General features: G+C 59.9%; 14 protein-coding genes and 2 pseudogenes. 6 read left to right on the top strand and 10 right to left on the bottom strand.

What is annotated here, in order from left to right:
* Window positions 1–23 precede the first annotated feature (23 nt).
* Window positions 24–134 (top strand): annotated as a pseudogene (locus KVT38_RS34650) (MFS transporter); the annotation flags it as partial.
* Window positions 135–172: 38 nt separating this feature from the next.
* Here KVT38_RS34650 and KVT38_RS04345 read toward each other — a convergent pair.
* The 9 genes from KVT38_RS04345 to KVT38_RS04305 all read right to left on the bottom strand — a co-directional run bounded on the left by KVT38_RS04345 (window position 173) and on the right by KVT38_RS04305 (window position 12,562).
* Window positions 173–1,297 (bottom strand): NADH-dependent flavin oxidoreductase, encoded by a 1,125-nt coding sequence (locus KVT38_RS04345; RefSeq protein WP_217592470.1) that lies wholly within the window; start codon window positions 1,295–1,297, stop codon window positions 173–175.
* Window positions 1,298–1,403: 106 nt separating this feature from the next.
* Window positions 1,404–1,982: a TetR/AcrR family transcriptional regulator gene (locus tag KVT38_RS04340; protein WP_217592469.1), complete on the bottom strand. Its 579-nt coding sequence runs from the start codon at window positions 1,980–1,982 to the stop codon at window positions 1,404–1,406.
* Between the two features lie 207 nt (window positions 1,983–2,189).
* A complete protein-coding gene (locus KVT38_RS04335) occupies window positions 2,190–4,544 on the bottom strand; it encodes an alpha-L-rhamnosidase-related protein (protein ID WP_217592468.1) in 2,355 nt (784 codons plus the stop codon).
* A gap of 128 nt (window positions 4,545–4,672) precedes the next feature.
* A complete protein-coding gene (locus KVT38_RS04330; protein ID WP_217592467.1) occupies window positions 4,673–5,608 on the bottom strand; it encodes an AraC family transcriptional regulator in 936 nt (311 codons plus the stop codon).
* A gap of 84 nt (window positions 5,609–5,692) precedes the next feature.
* Window positions 5,693–6,694, bottom strand: a complete 1,002-nt coding sequence (locus tag KVT38_RS04325) for a zinc-dependent alcohol dehydrogenase (RefSeq protein WP_217592466.1) — start codon at window positions 6,692–6,694, stop codon at window positions 5,693–5,695.
* 80 nt (window positions 6,695–6,774) lie between these two features.
* Window positions 6,775–9,036, bottom strand: a complete 2,262-nt coding sequence (locus KVT38_RS04320; RefSeq protein ID WP_217592465.1) for a helix-turn-helix domain-containing protein — start codon at window positions 9,034–9,036, stop codon at window positions 6,775–6,777.
* Between the two features lie 47 nt (window positions 9,037–9,083).
* A complete protein-coding gene (locus KVT38_RS04315) occupies window positions 9,084–9,947 on the bottom strand; it encodes a carbohydrate ABC transporter permease (protein ID WP_217592464.1) in 864 nt (287 codons plus the stop codon).
* Window positions 9,941–10,846: an ABC transporter permease gene (locus KVT38_RS04310; RefSeq protein WP_217592463.1), complete on the bottom strand. Its 906-nt coding sequence runs from the start codon at window positions 10,844–10,846 to the stop codon at window positions 9,941–9,943. Before KVT38_RS04310 ends, KVT38_RS04315 begins: the two co-directional genes overlap by 7 nt.
* 93 nt (window positions 10,847–10,939) lie before the next feature.
* Window positions 10,940–12,562 carry an extracellular solute-binding protein gene (locus tag KVT38_RS04305; RefSeq protein WP_217592462.1) on the bottom strand — a complete coding sequence of 541 codons (1,623 nt, stop codon included), beginning with the start codon at window positions 12,560–12,562 and terminating at the stop codon, window positions 10,940–10,942.
* Between the two features lie 389 nt (window positions 12,563–12,951).
* Between KVT38_RS04305 and KVT38_RS04300 the strand changes: the two genes are divergently transcribed.
* From KVT38_RS04300 to KVT38_RS04290, 3 genes are all read left to right on the top strand, one after another.
* Window positions 12,952–13,644, top strand: a complete 693-nt coding sequence (locus tag KVT38_RS04300; RefSeq protein ID WP_368859050.1) for a glycosyltransferase family 2 protein — start codon at window positions 12,952–12,954, stop codon at window positions 13,642–13,644.
* Window positions 13,644–14,372, top strand: a complete 729-nt coding sequence (locus tag KVT38_RS04295; RefSeq protein ID WP_217592460.1) for a glycosyltransferase family 2 protein — start codon at window positions 13,644–13,646, stop codon at window positions 14,370–14,372. Before KVT38_RS04300 ends, KVT38_RS04295 begins: the two co-directional genes overlap by 1 nt.
* 142 nt (window positions 14,373–14,514) lie before the next feature.
* Window positions 14,515–15,786, top strand: a complete 1,272-nt coding sequence (locus tag KVT38_RS04290; protein ID WP_254638982.1) for an MFS transporter — start codon at window positions 14,515–14,517, stop codon at window positions 15,784–15,786.
* 55 nt (window positions 15,787–15,841) lie between these two features.
* Here the strand turns inward: KVT38_RS04290 and KVT38_RS04285 are convergent, their stop codons facing one another.
* Complete coding sequence (locus KVT38_RS04285; RefSeq protein WP_217592459.1) at window positions 15,842–16,678, bottom strand: imm11 family protein; 837 nt, start codon at window positions 16,676–16,678, stop codon at window positions 15,842–15,844.
* Window positions 16,679–16,895: 217 nt separating this feature from the next.
* Here KVT38_RS04285 and hprK point away from each other — a divergent pair, with 217 nt between their 5' ends.
* Complete coding sequence (gene hprK, locus KVT38_RS04280) at window positions 16,896–17,810, top strand: HPr(Ser) kinase/phosphatase (RefSeq protein ID WP_217592458.1); 915 nt, start codon at window positions 16,896–16,898, stop codon at window positions 17,808–17,810.
* Window positions 17,811–18,234: 424 nt separating this feature from the next.
* Window positions 18,235–18,455, top strand: a pseudogene (locus KVT38_RS04275) (LLM class flavin-dependent oxidoreductase); the annotation flags it as partial.

Below are 18,455 nucleotides of genomic sequence, written 5' to 3'. Positions count from 1 at the left end.
CGGTGGGCGGGCGCGATCGGCGCGCGCTTGGCGTCGTCTCCGCGGCGATCAGGGACAGTCTGCCGCTACTGCTCCTCGGGATGCTGGTGTACGGCGCGGGCACCTCCACTAACCTCCAGGCGCGCTATGCCGGCTGGCCCAGAAAATGAAATTCCCCGTCCGTAAGATGTCGTTAATCCACGACGTTAAACCACCCCGGGACGTTGGTGATCATCCCCCACATCTTATCCGGAATCTGCAGCTCCTTTTGCGAGGAGCGCGAGAGCAGCGTCGTGATATCCGCTTCGCGACCGGACCGAACCTTTTCGATCCAATCCGGATTCAGCAGCATGGCATGGCCGAGCCCCACTAACGGAATGCCGGTTCCGAGCGCTTGAACGACATCTTCCGGCGTCCATAAGCCGCCGACGCCGATAACGGGCACGCGCGCTCCCACTCGTTCCTGGATCATGACGACCCTCGACTTCGCGTTGTTCTCCTCTCTCCTCGGACCGGCCCAGAAGCGATCCACGGATACATGTATAAAATCCAAGCCTTGTTCCGCCAGCACATCCACAAATTGAAGCGTATCGGCCATCGTAATTCCCGGGTTCTCATTCTCTTCGGGAGACAAGCGATATCCGACGGCGAACGGCGATGAAGCGTGCTTAACAACCGTATCCTTCACCCGTCTAATCACTTCGAGCGGGAAGTTCATGCGCTTCTCCAACGTACCGCCCCACTTGTCTTCCCTGCGGTTGGAATGCGGCGAGAAAAATTGCTGAAGCAAAAAGCCGTTGGCGCCATGAATCTCGACCCCGTCAAAGCCCGCTTCAATCGCTCTGCGGGCGGCCTGGGCGAAATCATCGATGACAGATTCGATTTCCGCCTCCGTCATGGCCTTGGGTACGGCCGCCCCCTCGCGCTCTGCCGCGACTGCGCTGGCGCCAAGCGCTTGACCGCCCGGGAGCAAGGCAGGATTGCTCAACCGGCCACCATGAAAAAGTTGAATGAACGCCTTGGTTCCATTTTTCCGGATGACGGACGCCAATTTCGTCAATCCCGGCAGCAAGTCGTCGTTGTCGATAGCGAATAGGTTTTCCCCTAGCTTGCCGGATTGCGACACGAGCGCGCTGGAGGTGAACAGCGTGCCGATTCCGCGGGAACGGCGCTCGTAATATGCCAGTTCGTCGTCCGTCACTTCTCCGTTAACGGCGGATGCCATAAGGGTCATCGGCGCCATCGTCACTCGATTGTCGACGGTTACGCCCGAAGGGAAACGGAAGGATGCGAATAGCGTTTCGTAAGATTTGTTCATGTTCATTCTCCTTTTAAAGGTTGTATTATTAAGGACCGATCGGTCCATAATAAGCATCGTAATTACGGACCACAAGGTCCATAATGGCGAAAAAGAAAACGAACCCTCATTCGCGTTCGTTCAGCTTTTCCAGCACAACGGATATGAAATCCTCCAAGACCTCTCGCTTGGCTTGCGCTCGAATCATAACGTTAATGCCTTGCAGAGATACCGTAAGGAAGCGAGCGATTTTGCGAGCATCAAGTCCGGCGCGGAGCGAACCGTTCTCTTTGCCTCGCTCGATGGTCTGCCGGAAAACCTCCTCGATATTGTAAAAGTCGCTCTCCACCATCTCTTGCAGCTTGGGGTCATGGGGAGCCAACTCAATGGCTTCATTCGCGGTCATGCAGCCCATCTGACTTCCCTTGCCGTCCAGCACCGTCTTAAATGCGTTCGTGAGCGCCAGGTAAGCATCAGGGTGACTTAAGCCTTCGGTCAAACCGTCCATACGATCCTTTTTATACAGCTGGAATGCCCGGAGAAACAGCTCGCGCTTGCTTCCGAACGTTTCGTACAGGCTGCTCTTGCTAAGCCCCGTCGTTTGAAGCAATTCGGCCAGCGAGGTGGATTCATAGCCTTTTGACCAAAATAGCGCCATAGCCTTCCTTAGCACGTCTTCCTCATCGAAATTGCGCGGACGGGCCATCCTGCATCACCTCTTAAGCAGCAGTATACACCATTATGGACTGTTTAGTCCATAACCATTTATGCATGTCTCTGTATCAAGTTGAAGGCCTCGATCGGTCTATCGATCGACGGCCTTGCGGAGCCTCAATACATTGGCGATATTACGGCTTCAATCCATTATGAGGCAGGCGGGTTCAAGCTTGGTAACTTTGCCTTCGCAACCGAGTCAAGATGATCGTCCATTAACGTCGGTATACTTCAGCACCAAGCGCTGCTGCACCTCGAGCAGCGTATTCGGCGCGGTCTCTTTGCCGTCCAGCGCCATAAGCGAGATTGCGTGCGCCCCTTCGAGCGACACGCGAATCGGACGATCCGTGCGCAGCTCGTATTCCCATGCTCCCGGCGCGGTCCGTTTCCATTCGACATGGACCATGCCCTTCTCCGCCAGCAGCGGCACGCTGCCGGAGGCATACGCCAGCGTGCCCGGCTGAAAGCGCAGCCGGTAACGGTAAGGGTCTTCGCCCGCTTCCGGGATGAGACCAAGCGCGTACCGCGACAACTGCCAGGTCGGCGAAGCGGACCACGCATGGCAATGGCTCCAGCGGGTATCGAACACCTCGAGCAGCGTCGTGACGCCCTGGTCCAGCATCCACCCCCAGCACGTCCGGTACTGCTCCAGTACGAAGTCTGCCTCCCCCGCCTCCCACAACGCCTGCAGGGAAAAGTGGGAGAAGCTCGGGGTGATGAGCCGCTCGTGATTGGCCGAAGGGTGCACAAGCCGCGGCGCGTCGGGATTGTTCGGGAAGCAGCTCAGCATATGCGCCTTGATGAATGCGACCGCGCGCGGCTTCGCCTCTTCGTCGAACAAGCCATACAGCAAGCCGAGAACGGTAGCGTGATATCCGGGCTCCCTCGTTTCCGGCGACGAAAGCGCCTCGGCCCGCACCGATTTGGCCAGCAGCCCATCTGCCGACCTATAGTGCTCCGCCACGATCCGGCCTATCTTTTCATGCTGTTCCCTGCGCTTCTCCCCCTTGTCGTGCAATCCTCGCGCTTGCTCCCATGCCGCCATATGCCCCAGCGTGTTCAGCAGCGTCAGATTCAGGCTGACGTTGATCTCGCCGGACGCGACGGCGTGTCCCCAGTCGATGAAGTCCCAGGTGTCTGCGGAAGGAAGCGTGCCTCGCGGCGTCATATGCGCGAAAAAGTAATCGATCGTGCGTGCCGCCGTCTCGTAGCATTCTTCCAGCAGGCTGGCGTCCCCGGTCAGCCTGGCGTAACGAAAGCAACCGTCTATCCAATAAAGTGCGTACGTCGTTAAATAAGCTTCCTGCCCCGGACAGAGACCCGCCGCCAATCCGTCGTGCCTGCGGCGGTAGGATGCCTGCTGCAGCCCCCGGTGAACGAGCTCGAGATCACCGAAGGTGACGCCAAGCACCTCCATGCCGATGACGGCGGCATCGCCGATCCATTGCCCCCGCTCTCTCGTCGGCGTATCGATCAGCGCGTCCTCGGCGCAAGCGCGCAGCGTATCTACGCCCAGACGCCAGATATCGTTCAGCCGCGAGTCGCTGCAATGGAAGGTCCCGGCAGATTCGCCGTAGCGAGTGCGCTGCAAGCCTTCCGCTTGAAGCAAATTCACGTCGGGCGGGGCGGCGGCGACATGGACCTCGATAAAGCGGAACCCGCGCGGCGCGAACGTGAGCAGCCGCTGCGGCCCGCCCGCGGCGATCCATCGGTCGACGTGGCAGGACGTGCTGGCCGACAGCGGGATGACCGGGAATACCCGCCCGTCGGTCAGCGATTCGGCGTAGCCCGCTTCAACGATCGTCCCCTGCGGCACATCGATCGTGATGCATGGGCGGTACAAGCCGATCTTGCCGAGGTCGAACCGCGCCCAGACGCCGTCGTCCGGCAATTGCGGCTGCAAGTCCCGGCTCATGAATCGCACCGGCGGATCGTCGTTCACGTAGCCGAATCGGTCGGCATACGTGCCGCCCGCGATCTCGGCTGCCGCCACCGGCAGACGAAGGCAAGCGCCGACCGTGCCGGGACGGTAAGCGGCATCCCCGAGCGGATGCTCGATTTCGAGCGCCTCCGACCACCCCTCCCCGTCGAAAGCGCAGCGTAAATCCGGCAGCCGCCTGGTGTCGCAGCTTTCCATCCAGCCGAGCTGCCCGTTGACCCGCCGGTCGATCGGCTCGAAGGCGTCCAGCTCCTTGCACCTCCACGCCAGCCGAATCGGCCCTTTTTTCCCGGTCGCCCGGCACTGCAGAAAGGGATGGATGCCTCCCATCAGAATGCGCGTATGCACCCCGTAATCGTGCACGATGACCGAGAGAATGCGTCGTCCCGCCGTCAGACTCACGGTGTGAACGTCGTATTCCGGGTGCTCGGGAGAAAACCGCGCCGGCCCCTCCGCAATCTCCTCCCCGTCTACATAAACGCGGTACAGGCTGCTGCCGAACACGTTCAACTGCCAATCGTCGCTTTCCTCGAGCGCCAACGCCGTTTGGAAGAGTACGTATACATTTTGCGATCTGGAAGGCGATGGGTGCCATAAACAAGGCACGTTTTTCATGCCAAACAGCCTCCTTGTCGTCTGTTTATGCCGATTGTATCAACCGGACGGAAGCACGCAGGAGGCCGCAGCTTTCATTTTAGGTGGACAAATGAATCATTTCAGTTATTGGATTCGAGGAGAGACGGTCAATCCCCATGGAGGAAAATGCGACGGTATTGATTCGGGCTGACCCCTTCGTGCTTGCGGAAAAGCCGGCTGAAATATCTGCTGTCTTCATAGCCGCAAGCGTATGCGACTTCCTGTATCAGGAGATCCGTGCTTAGCAGCAGCATGGCCCCCTTCTCCATCCGAAGCTTGGTGAAATATTCATGAAGCGTGAAGCCTGCCTGCTCCTTAAATAACCGGTGAAAATGCGGCGCGCTGAAAAACACCGTCTCCTGCCACTGATTTAAAATGTCATCGGTAACGGGGGTTTGTCCGACGGCATCGTGCATGCGCAAGATGTACTTCGTAATATCCGATCGGTCTCGCGGCCTGCCCGTCTTCCGGTCGGTCAGCAGCGTGCAGACGACGTGCCCGTCCTGAAGCTGCCGTGACAAGACGAGCAGCAGCCGCAGAAACAGGGCCTGCAGCTCCAGCTTCCGCAGCGGCCCGTCTTGGCGGAACGCTTCGACGACTTGCCCGACAATCGCAAGGGTCTCCTCGCTCGCCCCGTCGATCCGCACCATATTCGGCAGCCATAGCGAGGCCAGCCTGGCCGCTTCCCTCGGAAGCTCCTCCGGATAAATCGGCCCTTCCCGATCCCCGACAATGTGAAGGAGGCCGTCTACCGCTTGCGGTTCCCAGTCGAAATGAATCGCCCGATGCGCGTGCCCGAGCGACCCGTCGGAATCGTCCTTGAACGAGTGAAGGACCCCCGGCGGAATCATCAGCAGCGAACGCTCCCCGTATGGAAAAGCGCCCATCTCCGTAAAAACGGTGCCCCGTCCGCGCTCGACGAGAATGATTTCGTGATCGAATACATAACGCGAAGGCACCTTCATCGGGTACTCCGTAAAGTGGGCGAAGCGGACATGAGGCCTGATATCGCGGAATTGCGCCAGCTGCACGAACGGGAGCATCGTCATTCTCCTGTCTGTCTCGAATGAGATGATTGTACCGTGTCCATCCGCAAAGGAACAGTGCCTGTACGGGCTCCCCCAACCCTACCCGTACCGGATCAGCGTCCCGATCGTCCGCGCGCTCTTGTTCGCGTAGTTCGCGTATGCCTCGGCGGCCTGCTCGAGCGGGTAGACATCCGTGATCAGCGGCCGCACGGAGATTCGCCCCTCTGCCAGCAGGCGGATGTACGCCGCCAGATTCCGTCCCTCGGTCCATCGCACATGGCCGAGCGGGTAGTCCCGGTTGTCCCGCTCGTACGACGGGTCGTACCGGCCGGGGCCGCCGGCGCGCGAGATGAGCACCTGCGCTTCCTTGGCGAACATGAGCCCGCGGCTGAAGTTCATCGTCAGATCGCCGACGATGACGACTTTGCCCCGGTCGCGGACCCATTCGAGCGCCTTGTTGATCAGCGGCTCGCCCGGCCCGCTGGCGCACAGCAGCACCGCGTCCGCTCCCGCGCCGCCGGTCGCCTCCGGCAGCGCCGCCTCCAGCGCGGCCGCCTCCGCGTACGCGCTCGCGCCTCCCAGCTGCCGCAGCCCGGCTGCGCGCTCGGCGTTCAGATCGTAGCCGACCGCGCGGCAAGCGGCGGCATGGGCGATCTGGGCCACGAGATTGCCCAGGATGCCCAGCCCCACGACGACCGCGGATTCACCGAACCGCAGGTCCGCGACCCGCAGCGCGTGGACCGCGATGGCGCCCAGGCCACCGAAGGCCGCCTCTTCCGGCGCCACGCCGTCCGGCACGACGGCCGTCAGGTTGGTCGGCACCGCCAGCCATTCCGCGTGCCGCACGTACGGCACGCCGTAGCAGGCCACGCGCTCGCCGACGCGGCGGTCCGCCACGCCCTCGCCGAGCGCTTCGACGATGCCGACGGCACTGTAGCCGATGGCCGCGGCCTCGTCCGAGGCGCGGCCCACGAAGCCCATCTCCGTGCCCGGGCTGATCGCGGAGTACTCGGTGCGGACCAGCACATGCCCCGGCGCCGGGTCCGGCTGCTCAAGCTCGATCACCTTGATGTTCCCGCTCTGCGTTACAATGGCACGCATAGATATCCCTCCCGCTTGGGCGATTCGCCGATCGTTTTATGTTCTTGTTCTATTGCCCTCACGTCATATTGCCCTCACGCCTAGACGATCTGCTGATCGTTCTGCTTGCGATAGTCGCTCGGCGACACGCCCATATACTTCTTGAACGTCGTCGTGAACGTCGACGCGTTCAAATATCCCGTCTTCTCCCCGATCTCGGCGATCGACAGGCTCGTGCTTCGGAGCAGGTCCCGCGCGTGCGACAGCCTCACTTTGTTCAGATACTCGACATAGTTCACGCCGAACGTCTTCTTGAAGTAGTTCGAAAAGTACTTGGGCGTCGTCTCCATGACCGCCGCGATCTGGTCCAGGTACAGATTTTCCATGTAGTGCAGCTCGATGTACTGCGAGATGAAGGCCGAGTTCAGCTTGTTCTTCGGCTCCGCTCGCCCATAAGCGGACAGGCGGCCCGCTACCGCGACCAACGCCTCCTCCAGCTCCCGATAGTCGAAGGTCTGCTCCGCGCGGCGGCAAAATTCGGTCTCGATCGCGTACAGCTCCTCCCGCATATTCGCGGAACTGCCGGCGTAGCGGAGCATGTAGAAGAGCATCGACTTGGCGATATGAACGAGCTGGTGGCGGTGGACGTTGCGCGCCGCATTCTCGCCCATCGTCTCCCGGATGATTTGAACGCTCTCCTGCAGCTTGCCGTTCAGCAAGTAATTCGAGAGCTTCTCGAGCTTCTCGAACGGAAAGTAGACGTTCCATACATATTCGATCTCCTCGACGTCGAGCACGCTCGCCGCGTCTCCGACGTTGCGGTACAGCATGCCGTTCATGACGTCGCGGTAGCCGCGATTGGCATTTTTAATCTCCGAGGCATACGCCTCGCTCACGCAAGCCCAAAGGTCGTAGCCGAGCAGCGCTTCCTTCTCGGCCGCCGCGATGGATCCGCGCAGCCGCTTGAGCAGCCTCGCCCGTTCATCGGGCTTCGACAAGCCGACGACGGCGATAAATTCCGCGCGCGACACATGAAAGACGCTGGCTTCCGCCCCTTCCCGCCGAAGTCCCGCCTCCAGCCGGTCTGCGATCGTCTCGACGGGCAGCGGCGCCTCTCCCGCATCCGGCCTCGGCCTCGCCTGGAACAGCACCATGACGAAGCAGTGCTCTCCGAACAAAGCCGGATAGTAGGTTTGCAGCTGGATGTCGTGCGCCTTGGCATGCGCGCTCTCGTCGAGCGCCTGCAGGAACACGCCCCTGCGCAGCTCCTTGTCGGCAAACGCCAGCTGATCCCGATACAATTCGTTGTCCGCCTGCAGCTTGACGATCCCGCTGTAAATTTTCCGGAAGTCGTTGCCTTTGCTGTGCCCGCCCCCGAGCAGCCGGAGGATCCGCTTGACCGGCCGGTTCAGGTAGATGCTGAGGAAGACGGACAGCGCGACGGCGCATACGATCGCGGTGAGCATGATCGAATCGTTGGCCTGCGTCACCGGGTTGAGGTTCTGGAACTGGTAGGGCACCTTGTCGATATAAATAAATCCGTTGTAGTCCGATTTGTAGAAGTTGTATTCGTAGTTCTCGCGCGTCAGCGAGGCCTCCTGGTCCGCGTTGAAGTAGACATCGTTCAGCACGTCGACGAGTCCCCATTGCTTGTCCGTGCTGAAGATGATATTCCGGTCCTGGTCCAGCAGGATAAGCGACGCGCCCGGAATGACCGACTGCTGGTTCACGTGCTTGAGCAGCGCGGCCACGTCAATCATGATCATGACGTTTTTGCTGGACGTCGCGAGCTTGTTGCCGCCGAAGGCGATCATCAAATTGCGGGACCGCGGCTGCTGATTGATGTCCAGCACCTTGAAGCTGTCCGCCGGAAAAATTTTAAACGCGTGCTTGGTCGCTGCATACGTTTTCCAATAGCTCGCGTTGTACGTATCGTGCCGATACTTGCTGTCGAAAAACCGATCGAAGCCGCTCGTCCCCTGGGACGTGATCGCGAGACGCGCGTCGTCGTAGAAGACGACGACCTCCTCGATATAGTCGACCGTAGAGATGAGCGTGGACAGGTTTTTGACCAGCGTGTAGACCTTGGTCATGTCCAGGCTGTCGTCGTCCGGCGAGATCAGATTGTCCGAGGGCGGCAGGCTATGGACCGAATGGATGATATTGTCCACCGTCCGGAAGCTGTCGTCGAACGACTGGACGACCGACTTGAAGACGAGCGTGTTGTTCTGCGTGACCTTGTCGTAAATACCGGATATGGAGTTGCGGTAGATGAGATAAGTGGATACGAACATAATCGCGATGACGAGCAGCAGAGAAAAGAAGATTTGCAGTACGCCGAGGTTCGTCACGATCCGCTTCATGATAGTCATCATCCTTCGCGTCACAGGTGTATCCGCTTATTCTACCATCAGCCCTTTTCCGCGCCCAGCATAACGCCCTTGGCAAAGTACTTTTGCGCGAACGGATAGATCAGCAGCACCGGGATCATCGCGAGGATGATCGTCGCGTTTTTCTTCGCCTGCGGCGCCAGCGCGGACGCGTCGACGAGCGAGGACGAGTTGCCTTCGTGGAAGATCAGCATGCCTCTCAGCACCACCTGCAGCGGATATTTCCACTGGTCGTTCAAATAGATCATCGGGAGAAAAAAGCTGTTCCAGTGGCCGATGAAAAAGAACAGGCCGACGGACGCGAGCGCGGGCTTGGAGAGAGGCAGCACGATGTTGAAGAGGATGCGGTACTCCGAGGCTCCGTCGATTAGCGCCGCTTCGCGAATTTGCGCCGACATATTTTCATAGAAGCTCTTCAGGATGATCAGCTCGAACGTCCAGATCGCGTTGGGGATGACGAGCGCCCATACGGAGTCCAGCAGGCCAAGCTTCTGCACGATCAGGAAGTTCGGGATGATGCCCGGCTGCAGGAACATCGTCAGCACGATCGCGAGCATCCAGAACTTCCGTCCGACGAACTGCGGCTGGGACAGCGGATAGGCCGCCACCGACGTGAACAACAGATTGATGAACGTACCCAGAAACGTATAGTAGACCGTGTTCAGGTACGCTCTCGGAATTTTCGGATCGAACAGAACGTCCTTGTACGCCTCCAGGTTGAAGCCGTGCGGCCAGAGGAACACCTCGCCCTTCGTCACGCTGGCGGTATCGCTGACCGACACGGCTGTGATATAAAGAAGCGGGTACAGGGTGGAGATCGCGACGGCGATCAGGATCAGCGCGTTGACGACACCGAACACCGTGAATCTGCGTTGTCCTACCATAATCCCTTCCCTCCCAGCCGCTTGCTGATCAGATTCGCGCCGAGCAGCATGACCATGGCGACCAATGCCTCGAACAGGCCTACTGCCGCGCCGTAGCTATAGTTCGACTCGAGCAGGCCCTTGCGGTACACGAACGTCGAGAAGACGTCTGCGACGTCGTAGGTCATCGAATTGTACAGGAGCAGCACCTTCTCGTAGCCGACGCGGAACATCGATCCGGTCTTCAGGATGAACACGACGAGGATCGTCGGCAGTAGGCCCGGCAGCGTGACGTGCCACATCATGCGCAGCCGGCTCGCGCCGTCCACCCGCGCCGCTTCGTACAGCGTCGGATTGATCCCGGCGATCGCCGCCAGGAAGATGATCGCTTCGTAGCCCGTATTGGCCCAGATGTCCGAGAGCACGTAGATCGGGCGGAACCAGGCCGGGTCGATCAGGAAGTACTTGGACTCGAAGCCCAGCTGGTTCAGCAGCTTGTTCACGATGCCGTTGTTCGGGGACAGAAAATCGATGATCATGCTGCTGATGATAACGACGGACAGGAAGGTCGGCAGGTAGCTGGCCGTCTGCACGAACTTCTTGAACCAGCGGACCCGAACCTCGTTCAGCAGAATCGCCAGCAGAATCGGGAACGGGAACGAGCATATGAGAGCGAAGAAGCCGAGCAAAAACGTGTTGCGGAGCAGCAGGAAGAAGTCCGGTCCGGAAAAGAAACGCTCGAAGTGCTTGAAGCCGACCCAGGGACTGTCCAGAATGCCCGTGTACACGCTGTAATCCTTGAAGGCGATGATCAGGCCGTACAGCGGCCCATATCGGAAAAGAGCGTAGAAGACGATGCATGGAATAAAGAGGATGAGCAGTTGTCTGTCGCGCGCGATTTTGCGGAGCAACGTTCGCATGAGGTTCCCTCCTGTCGGCGAAGGACGGGCGCGGGAAGATCGTCCCGCGCACCGTCCCCCGCGATGCCGGGTGTGACGCAGCCTGATTCGGCGTTACTTGGCGCTGTCGAAGCGCTGCTGCGCTTCGTTAAAAATCTTGGCGAGCTTGGCCGCGCCAAGCTTGTCGGCGTTGGTCTTCCACGCTTCCCACTCGGCGTCGCCGTATTTCTTGTCGAGCACGTAGCGGGTGTTGAACTCCTCTGCGGCCTTCTGCAGCGAAGTCTGCAGCTCGGCGATCGTCGCGGTCTCGTCGTCGGTGAAGTTCAGGACGGGGTCCAGCGGTTCGAACTTGTTCCCGTTCGTGATCTTGTCCTGCGCCTCCTGCTCCTTCTCCGTGTAGTTGAAGTACACGCTCCGGTGGTCCGGCCGCAGATACGCGCCTTCGAGCCACATGCCGTATTTGTTCTCGAGCACCTTGATGTCGACAGCCGGCTCGTTCGCAAGCTCCGGATACACCGGCTTGCCGTTCGCGTCGAAGTTGAACGTCTCGCCTTCTACGCCGAGCGTCATGAGCGCTGCGCCGGACGGGCTGGTCAAATAGTCGAGCAGCTTGAGCGACGCTTCCTTGTTCGCGTTGTTCGCGACCGTGATCGACCACCCCGCTTCGATCTTCGGCAGCGACCGGACGTGGCCGGTCGGCCCGACGGGATTGCCGTAGCGCAGGTCGTACTCGGGGTTCGAATCCTTGACCTGGTTGTAGAAGAGGTCCAGACGCCCGATCCAGTCGAAGGTGACGAACGATTTGCCCGACGTCATCTTGGACGTCCAGGAGTCCTGCGTATCGGTGATGAATTCGGGGTCGAGCAGCTTTTCGTTATACAGCTTTTTCATAAAGTCCAGCATTTCCTTGCTCTCCGGCTGCGTGGAGGCGAACTTCCACGTCTTGGCCGCCTCGTCGTAGTAGACCGGATAGTTCGCGCCGCCGATGCCCCAACCGTACGCGAAGTCCTTGAAGATATTGACGGTGCTCTTGGATGCGTACGGGTACGAATCCGGGTAGATTTCCTTCAGCTTTTTCAGCGCCTGGTAGAAGCCCTCCGTATCGGTCCACTCCGGAATGCCGTTTTTCTCGAAAATATCCTTGCGGTACAGGAAGCCATGGTTAACCGCCCGGTTCATATCGTAGATCGGCCAGGTGTACATCTTGCCGCTCTCGTCGCCGTAGGATTTGACGACCCAGTCGTTCTCCTCCATATACAGCTTCTTGAAGTTCGGCAGCATGTCGGCATAGTCGTTGATCGGGACGACCGCGCCCTGCTTGCCCAGCTTCTTGAGCTCGGCCGCCGTCAGTCCGTGGAAGATATCGGGCAGCTTGCCGGAGGCGACGGTCACCTTCAGCTTGTCTTGGTAGGTAGAGGATGCGTAGGTCTGAAAATTAACGGTGATGCCCGTGCGCTTCTCGATCTCCTTGACGATCATCTTGTCGTTCACCGGCGAATCGCCGACCAGCATCCAATTGATCGTCGTCGGCTTGTCGACGAGCGGCAGCTTGAGCCCGCCCGTATCTCCATAGTCGGCGGATGCGCTTGCCGCGCTGCTTGCCGAAGCGCCCGCAGCCGGCGAACTTGCCGCGGGGGAACCCGACGCCCCTCCGTTTTCATTGTTGCCTCCGCAGGCCGCAAGCGTTGCGACCGTCAGCGCCAGAACGACGCCGCCGCTTATCCGTTTCATGACCATTTTCTTTCCTCCCCAAGATCGGTTTGTGAGGCAGCCTTGCAATCCCCATCCTACGAGACGATTCCCCAGCTCGTAAATTCAGCGTTTTGACGGAGGTTGATATTTTCCGGGTCCCGCCACGTAGAAAGCGCTTAACACCAGTCCTGGCAAGGGTTTTTTCGATGTGGAAAATGCTAAAGCGATAGAAAACCGTAAACAATCGGACGAATTTCCCGAGGGGCGCGGCCGAATCGCGGGCGCCGTTCTGTGCGTATGCTGTATTTTCGATTCAGCCGTTGCGTCGGTCGTCCGCTCTCATAAATTATAACGATATCTCGATCTTCGCGGACAAGGGAGCGATCAGCGTGGCAACCGGCTCTTTGAACTTGCATGAACGACAGGGGGTAACCGTGATTGCCTGCACGAAACGCCGCGATTACCTGGACAACCTGTTCCGTAACTACGCTCGGCAAACGCATGCGGAAAAGGAGCTGATCGTCGTCGTCAACAACGACCGCATTCCGCTCGCGCCATACCGGCGGATGGCGGGCAAGCATCGCAACGTGAGCATCTATCGCATGCCGGGGCATCGTTCGCTCGGCGCCTGCCTCAACTTCGCCGTCGGCAAGGCGCGCTACGGCCGCATCGCCAAGTTCGACGACGACGATTATTACGCGCCCTACTATCTGACCGACAGTCTGCGGGCGCTGCGCGCCTTCCAAGCCGACGTCGTCGGCAAACGCGCGCACTATATGTACCTGCGAGGGGCGAGGAAGCTGATCCTTCGTTTCGGCCGCGACGAGAACAAGCCCGTCGGCAGGCTGCCGGGCGCCACGCTCGTCTTCCGCAAGCGCGTGTTCGAGCGGGTCCGCTTCCCCGACCGCAGCGTCGGCGAGGACGATCTGTTCTGCGATCTCAGCAGGCGGCAGGGCTACAGGGTCTATTCGGGAGGCCGATTCAACTTCGTCGCCGTCCGCAGGAAGAATTCGGCGAATCACACATGGATCATCGGGGACCGGGAGCTGCTCGCGCACAATCGGACGATCCCGAACGTGGCCGACTACAAACGCTACGTGCGCAGAAAACCGCGGAGCGGCCGGTAATGTCGCGTGGGGAGAGCAGGAGCGGGGCAGCAGACCGGCTCGCGGTGTCCATCGTGGCCTGCACCAATCGGCCCGCTTATATGGAGACGCTGCTGCGCAACTACGGCAGGCAGCGCTATCCGGCTAAGGAGCTGATCGTAATCCTGAACGGAGCGGATCAGCAGCCGGACACGTACGCGAGGGCCGCTGCGCGGTACGGCAGCGTACGCGTCTTCGCGATGCCGGCGAGCGCGTCGCTCGGCCGCTGCCTGAACGTCGGCGCCCGACTGGCGCGGCACCCGCTCGTCGCGAAGTTCGACGACGACGATTATTACGGACCGGGGTACTTGTCGGAGAGTGTGCGGATATTGCGCGCGACCGGCGCCGACATCGTCGGCAAGCGTGCGCACTATATGTATCTGACCGGCAGCAAGCTGCTCCTGCACCGGTACTACGACAGGGCGAACCGGTACGTCGACCAGGTTCAGGGCGCGACGCTGCTCGTCCGGCGGCAGGTGCTGGATCGTGTCTCCTTCCGCGACCTGAATCGCGGGGAGTGCGTGAGGTTTTGCAGCGATGCGAGGGCGAGCGGCTACAGGATTTATGCGGGAAGCCCCTGCGACTTCATCGCCATGCGCAGGCCGGGGTCGCGGGATCACACCTGGATCGTCAGCGACAAGCGCCTTATGACCCGGCACGCCAAGGTTCTGCGCGTCAAGAACATACGAAGGTTCGTCTGCCGAAGCTAGCCGAGGCGGGCGAACTTTTTTTCGTGCAAAATTCGCCTGACGCCCGGCACCGATTCATAGTATCATTTCATATACGTCTATTCGCGTTTACACAAAGCGCAATGGTCGCAAAGAAAAAGACGACTCACCATCGGAGGTTCGAATGCATACATACACGCAGGCGCAGCGGCGCGCCATCCACAAGCGGACGCTCGTCATCGTCGTGATCGCGCAGCTGTTCGGCGGCGCGGGGCTCGCGTCGGGCATCACCGTCGGCGCCTTGCTGGCGCAGGACATGACGGGCTCGGACGGCCTCGCCGGGCTGTCGACGACGCTGTTCACGCTGGGCTCGGCGCTGTCGGCCTTCGCGGTCGGCCGCCTCACCCAGCGGCTGGGCCGGCGGGCCGGGCTGACGGCTGGCTTCCTCGCCGGTGCGGTCGGCGCGCTGGGCGTCGTCGCGGCGGCGGCCTGGGACAGCCTGCCGCTGCTGCTGCTGGCGATGCTGGTGTACGGCGCGGGCACCTCCACCACCCTGCAGGCGCGCTACGCCGGCACGGACCTGGCCGCGCCGCATCAGCGGGCCCGCGCGGTCAGCATCGCGATGGTCACGACGACGTTCGGCGCCGTGGCCGGGCCGAACCTGGTCTCGCCGATGGGCAGGCTCGCGTCCGACTGGGGCATACCGGCGCTGGCCGGGCCGTTCATGCTGGCTGCGGCGGCGTTCGCGCTCGCGGGCATCGTGTTCGCGATCCTGCTGCGGCCGGATCCGTTCCTCGTCGCCAGGGCGAGCGCCGCGGAGGCGCCCGCAGCGGCCGAGGGCAGCGGAGCTGCCGATGCCGCCGCCGAGCGCGCTGGCAGCCGGGGCATCGTCGTCGGCGCGGCGGTTATGCTGATCACCCAGATCGTCATGACCGCCGTTATGACGATGACGCCGCTCCATATGAAGCACCACGGCCACAGCCTCGACATGGTGGGACTGACGATCGGCGCGCATATCGCCGCGATGTTCCTTCCCTCGCTCGTGACCGGCGTGCTCGTCGACAAGGTCGGGCGCATCGCGATGTCCTGCGCCGGAGCGGTGACGCTGCTCTGCGCCGCGCTCGTCACCGCATTCGCGCCGGGCGATTCGTCGGCCTGGATGATTTTCGGCCTGGTGCTGCTCGGCCTCGGCTGGAACTTCGGCCTCATCAGCGGCACCGCCGTCATCGTCGACGCGACGACTCTCGGCACGCGCGCCAAGACGCAGGGCACCGTCGACGTGCTCATCTCGCTCGCCGGCGCTGCCGGCGGCGCCCTGTCCGGCGCGGTCGTCGCCCTGTCGAGCTTCGCCGCACTCTCGCTCGCGGGCGGCGCGCTGGCCCTGCTGCTGCTCCCCGTGATGCTCTGGTATCGCCGGGGCGGTTCCCGCCCTGCGGGGCGTTCGTTGGGGGCGTAGGGGGGTTTGCAGGAATCGGTAAACCCGTTACGAAACCCGTAACGGGTTATAACATTTACTTCTGCCTGCCAAGCTTTAATTCAGGCTCTTTCTCTACCAGATGCCACTTCATACCCAGAAATATCGGCGGGATATAAATAGGATCCATCCATGCGTAAGTCAGCGTATCTTCCAGCAGGTCTCCAATTAATAAGGAATCGTTCTCGTCCAACTGGAGTTTCTGCTTTCCGCTGATGGCAGCCTTGTTTTCCTTACGCATTCGTTCTGTGACCTCGGCGAAGCTATATTCCGGTCCCTTGGTCCGTTCGATCTCGGCGAGCCGCTCCAAGTAACGCTGGCGCTGCATCTCTTTGGCTGCTGGATTAGCTTCCGAGTCCCACAGCTCAATGAAGCGGAAGCCGGTTAGGTTGTGCTGGAGAACGCGTTCGCGGAAAGCTTCGGTAACGAAGATGTAAGTCGATATAAATTCAGGGACTTTAAAAATCGCACAATCCTTGATCATTTCTTGTGAAAAGGCGTACCGAGTTATCATTCTTATCCCTCCATCCGGCCATAATCTGATCTCGGATCGGCTCCTATCCAGTGCCGGAACAACATTTAAAACATTGATAGCGAATAGTTCCAGAGAGTCATGTTCGAGCGGAAGAGTCTCGACTTGATCAGCAAGTAAATCCTGAGTCGCCATTATGGCTTTCTTACTGAGCGCCAGCGTTCCGGCTGATAAAGCGATCATGTCTAGATCTAGACCTTTAGTGGAGTGGAACTTCAATTCTCCCCAACGTTCAACAGGCACGCCATTAAACTGATTTGCAAAGTAAATGGGGTAATTATGCTCCATATTATCGTAAAATAGTTGGTCTTGATTGTCTGAGTTTAGTTGGTAGACTCTCAAAACACTCCTCATTTCAGTACATTTTTACTGCATGTAACCGAATTGCAACACCCTTTCATATTATTGTCGGGTTACGGACGAAAGTGGAATAGCGAATAAATGTTCAATTTCGATATTCATGCCTATCGTTCTGCCGCCTTTCGCAGGAATAACCCTTCCCGCCGGGGAATACATCGGGTAGAGTATGATATACGACGCATTCAAAGGAGGTTGCCGCGTGAAGTCCATCACCGTACAGAGTCTCGCGGATCAATTCAAGCTGGAGGTGCTGGCCGGCGCCGGCCGCCTGGACCGGGAGATCACTCGCTCGCGTGCGCATCGTCCGGGCCTGGAGTTCGTCGGCTACTTCGAGTTTTTCCCGATGGAGCGCGTACAGGTGCTCGGCCGCAAGGAGATTACGTATTTGCTGCAGCTTAGCGTCGAAGAGCGCTTGCTTCATATCGGCAACATCGTCAAGTATCACCCGCCATGCTTCATCGTGACCGCGGGTCAGCAGGAGCTTCCTTATCTGAAAAAGTTCTGCGACGAGGAGGGCATCCCGCTGCTGCGGACGGGCGAGCCGACGACCGAGTTCATCGCGAAGCTGGACAGCTATCTGGTCAAGGCGCTCGCGCCCGAGCAATCGATCCACGGCGTCTGCGTGAACGTGTCGGGCATCGGCGTGCTGCTGCGGGGCAAGTCCGGCATCGGCAAAAGCGAGACGGCGCACACGCTCATCCGCAGGGGCCACCGGCTCGTGGCGGACGACGTCGTCGTCCTCAAGAAGCTCGGTCCGTCGCTGCTGCTCGCCTCGCACAACGAGACGACGCGAGAGTTCCTCGCGCTGCGCAGCGTCGGTCTGATCAACGTCGTGCGGCAGTACGGCCGCCGGGCGTTCCAGGACGAGACCCGCATCGTGCTCGACATCGAGCTCGCGACCTGGCGGGACGGCGAGCTCAGCAACGCGCTGGAGCTCGAACCGAAGTTCTCCGAATACCTGGGCGTGCAGATCCCGTACATCGAGATCCAGCTGCAACCCGGACGCGACGTCGCCGGCCTCATCGAGGCCGCCGCGAACAACTGGTACCTCAAGCAGCTCGGCTACAGCGCCGCGGAGGAGTTCATGCAGCGGATCCATAACAGCATGCAGTGAGAAGCCCGTGCGGATCGCAAGTGCTGCTGTTCAGGAACACTTGGTTGCGCTTGAGTCACCACGGAGCACAAACATTCCTGCTCAGGAACAGTTGATCGTGCTGGATTAACCGCGGATCTCAATCGTTCCTATTCAAGAACAATCGGGCGCATTTAGGCCAACGCGACCGCAAGCGTTCCTACTCAGGAACGTTAGAGCGCTCCTCCCGCACCGCACGCATAATGAAGAAGCCGTCACGCAATCCATACGGATTTGCGGGGCGGCTTCTTTGTCTCCGTATCCTCGCTCGGCGCCTCGAATCGATTTATTGAATGCGCCGATTTGATTTTTCTATTACGCAAATCCGCGTTCAACCCTTATATTAACTATTAATCTGACTTCACAGACTGGAATTATCAATTTTAAACTCGAGGGGGATTCGAATATGGGAAAAAACAGACAACTGAAGCTGGGCGCCGTGCTGCATGGTGTAGGATCGAGCATGTCGGCGTGGAGGCATCCCGACATTCCGTCGGACGCGAGCATCAACTGGCCTCGTTATCTGGAGCAGGCGCAGTTGGCCGAGCAAGGCAAATTCGACTTTATCTTCATCGCCGACGGCCTCACCATCAGCGAAAAGTCGATCCCGCACTTCCTGTACCGCTT

Source organism: Cohnella sp. GbtcB17 (assembly GCF_019091135.1).
Taxonomy (GTDB): Bacteria; Bacillota; Bacilli; order Paenibacillales; family Paenibacillaceae; genus Cohnella.
The sequence above is the reverse complement of the archived record's forward strand: the minus strand, read 5'-3'. Positions and strand labels throughout refer to the sequence as shown.

What these genes read in the sequence shown, in the direction of transcription:
- KVT38_RS04310 (WP_217592463.1), bottom strand. Translation starts at nt 10,846, where the DNA reads ATGCGAACGTTGCTCCGCAAAATCGCGCGCGACAGACAACTGCTCATC.
- KVT38_RS04330 (WP_217592467.1), bottom strand. Translation starts at nt 5,608, where the DNA reads ATGCTCCCGTTCGTGCAGCTGGCGCAATTCCGCGATATCAGGCCTCAT.
- KVT38_RS04305 (WP_217592462.1), bottom strand. Translation starts at nt 12,562, where the DNA reads ATGGTCATGAAACGGATAAGCGGCGGCGTCGTTCTGGCGCTGACGGTC.
- KVT38_RS04345 (WP_217592470.1), bottom strand. Translation starts at nt 1,297, where the DNA reads ATGAACAAATCTTACGAAACGCTATTCGCATCCTTCCGTTTCCCTTCG.
- KVT38_RS04325 (WP_217592466.1), bottom strand. Translation starts at nt 6,694, where the DNA reads ATGCGTGCCATTGTAACGCAGAGCGGGAACATCAAGGTGATCGAGCTT.
- KVT38_RS04290 (WP_254638982.1), top strand. Translation starts at nt 14,515, where the DNA reads ATGCATACATACACGCAGGCGCAGCGGCGCGCCATCCACAAGCGGACG.
- KVT38_RS04340 (WP_217592469.1), bottom strand. Translation starts at nt 1,982, where the DNA reads ATGGCCCGTCCGCGCAATTTCGATGAGGAAGACGTGCTAAGGAAGGCT.
- KVT38_RS04315 (WP_217592464.1), bottom strand. Translation starts at nt 9,947, where the DNA reads ATGGTAGGACAACGCAGATTCACGGTGTTCGGTGTCGTCAACGCGCTG.
- KVT38_RS04320 (WP_217592465.1), bottom strand. Translation starts at nt 9,036, where the DNA reads ATGAAGCGGATCGTGACGAACCTCGGCGTACTGCAAATCTTCTTTTCT.
- KVT38_RS04295 (WP_217592460.1), top strand. Translation starts at nt 13,644, where the DNA reads ATGTCGCGTGGGGAGAGCAGGAGCGGGGCAGCAGACCGGCTCGCGGTG.
- KVT38_RS04335 (WP_217592468.1), bottom strand. Translation starts at nt 4,544, where the DNA reads ATGAAAAACGTGCCTTGTTTATGGCACCCATCGCCTTCCAGATCGCAA.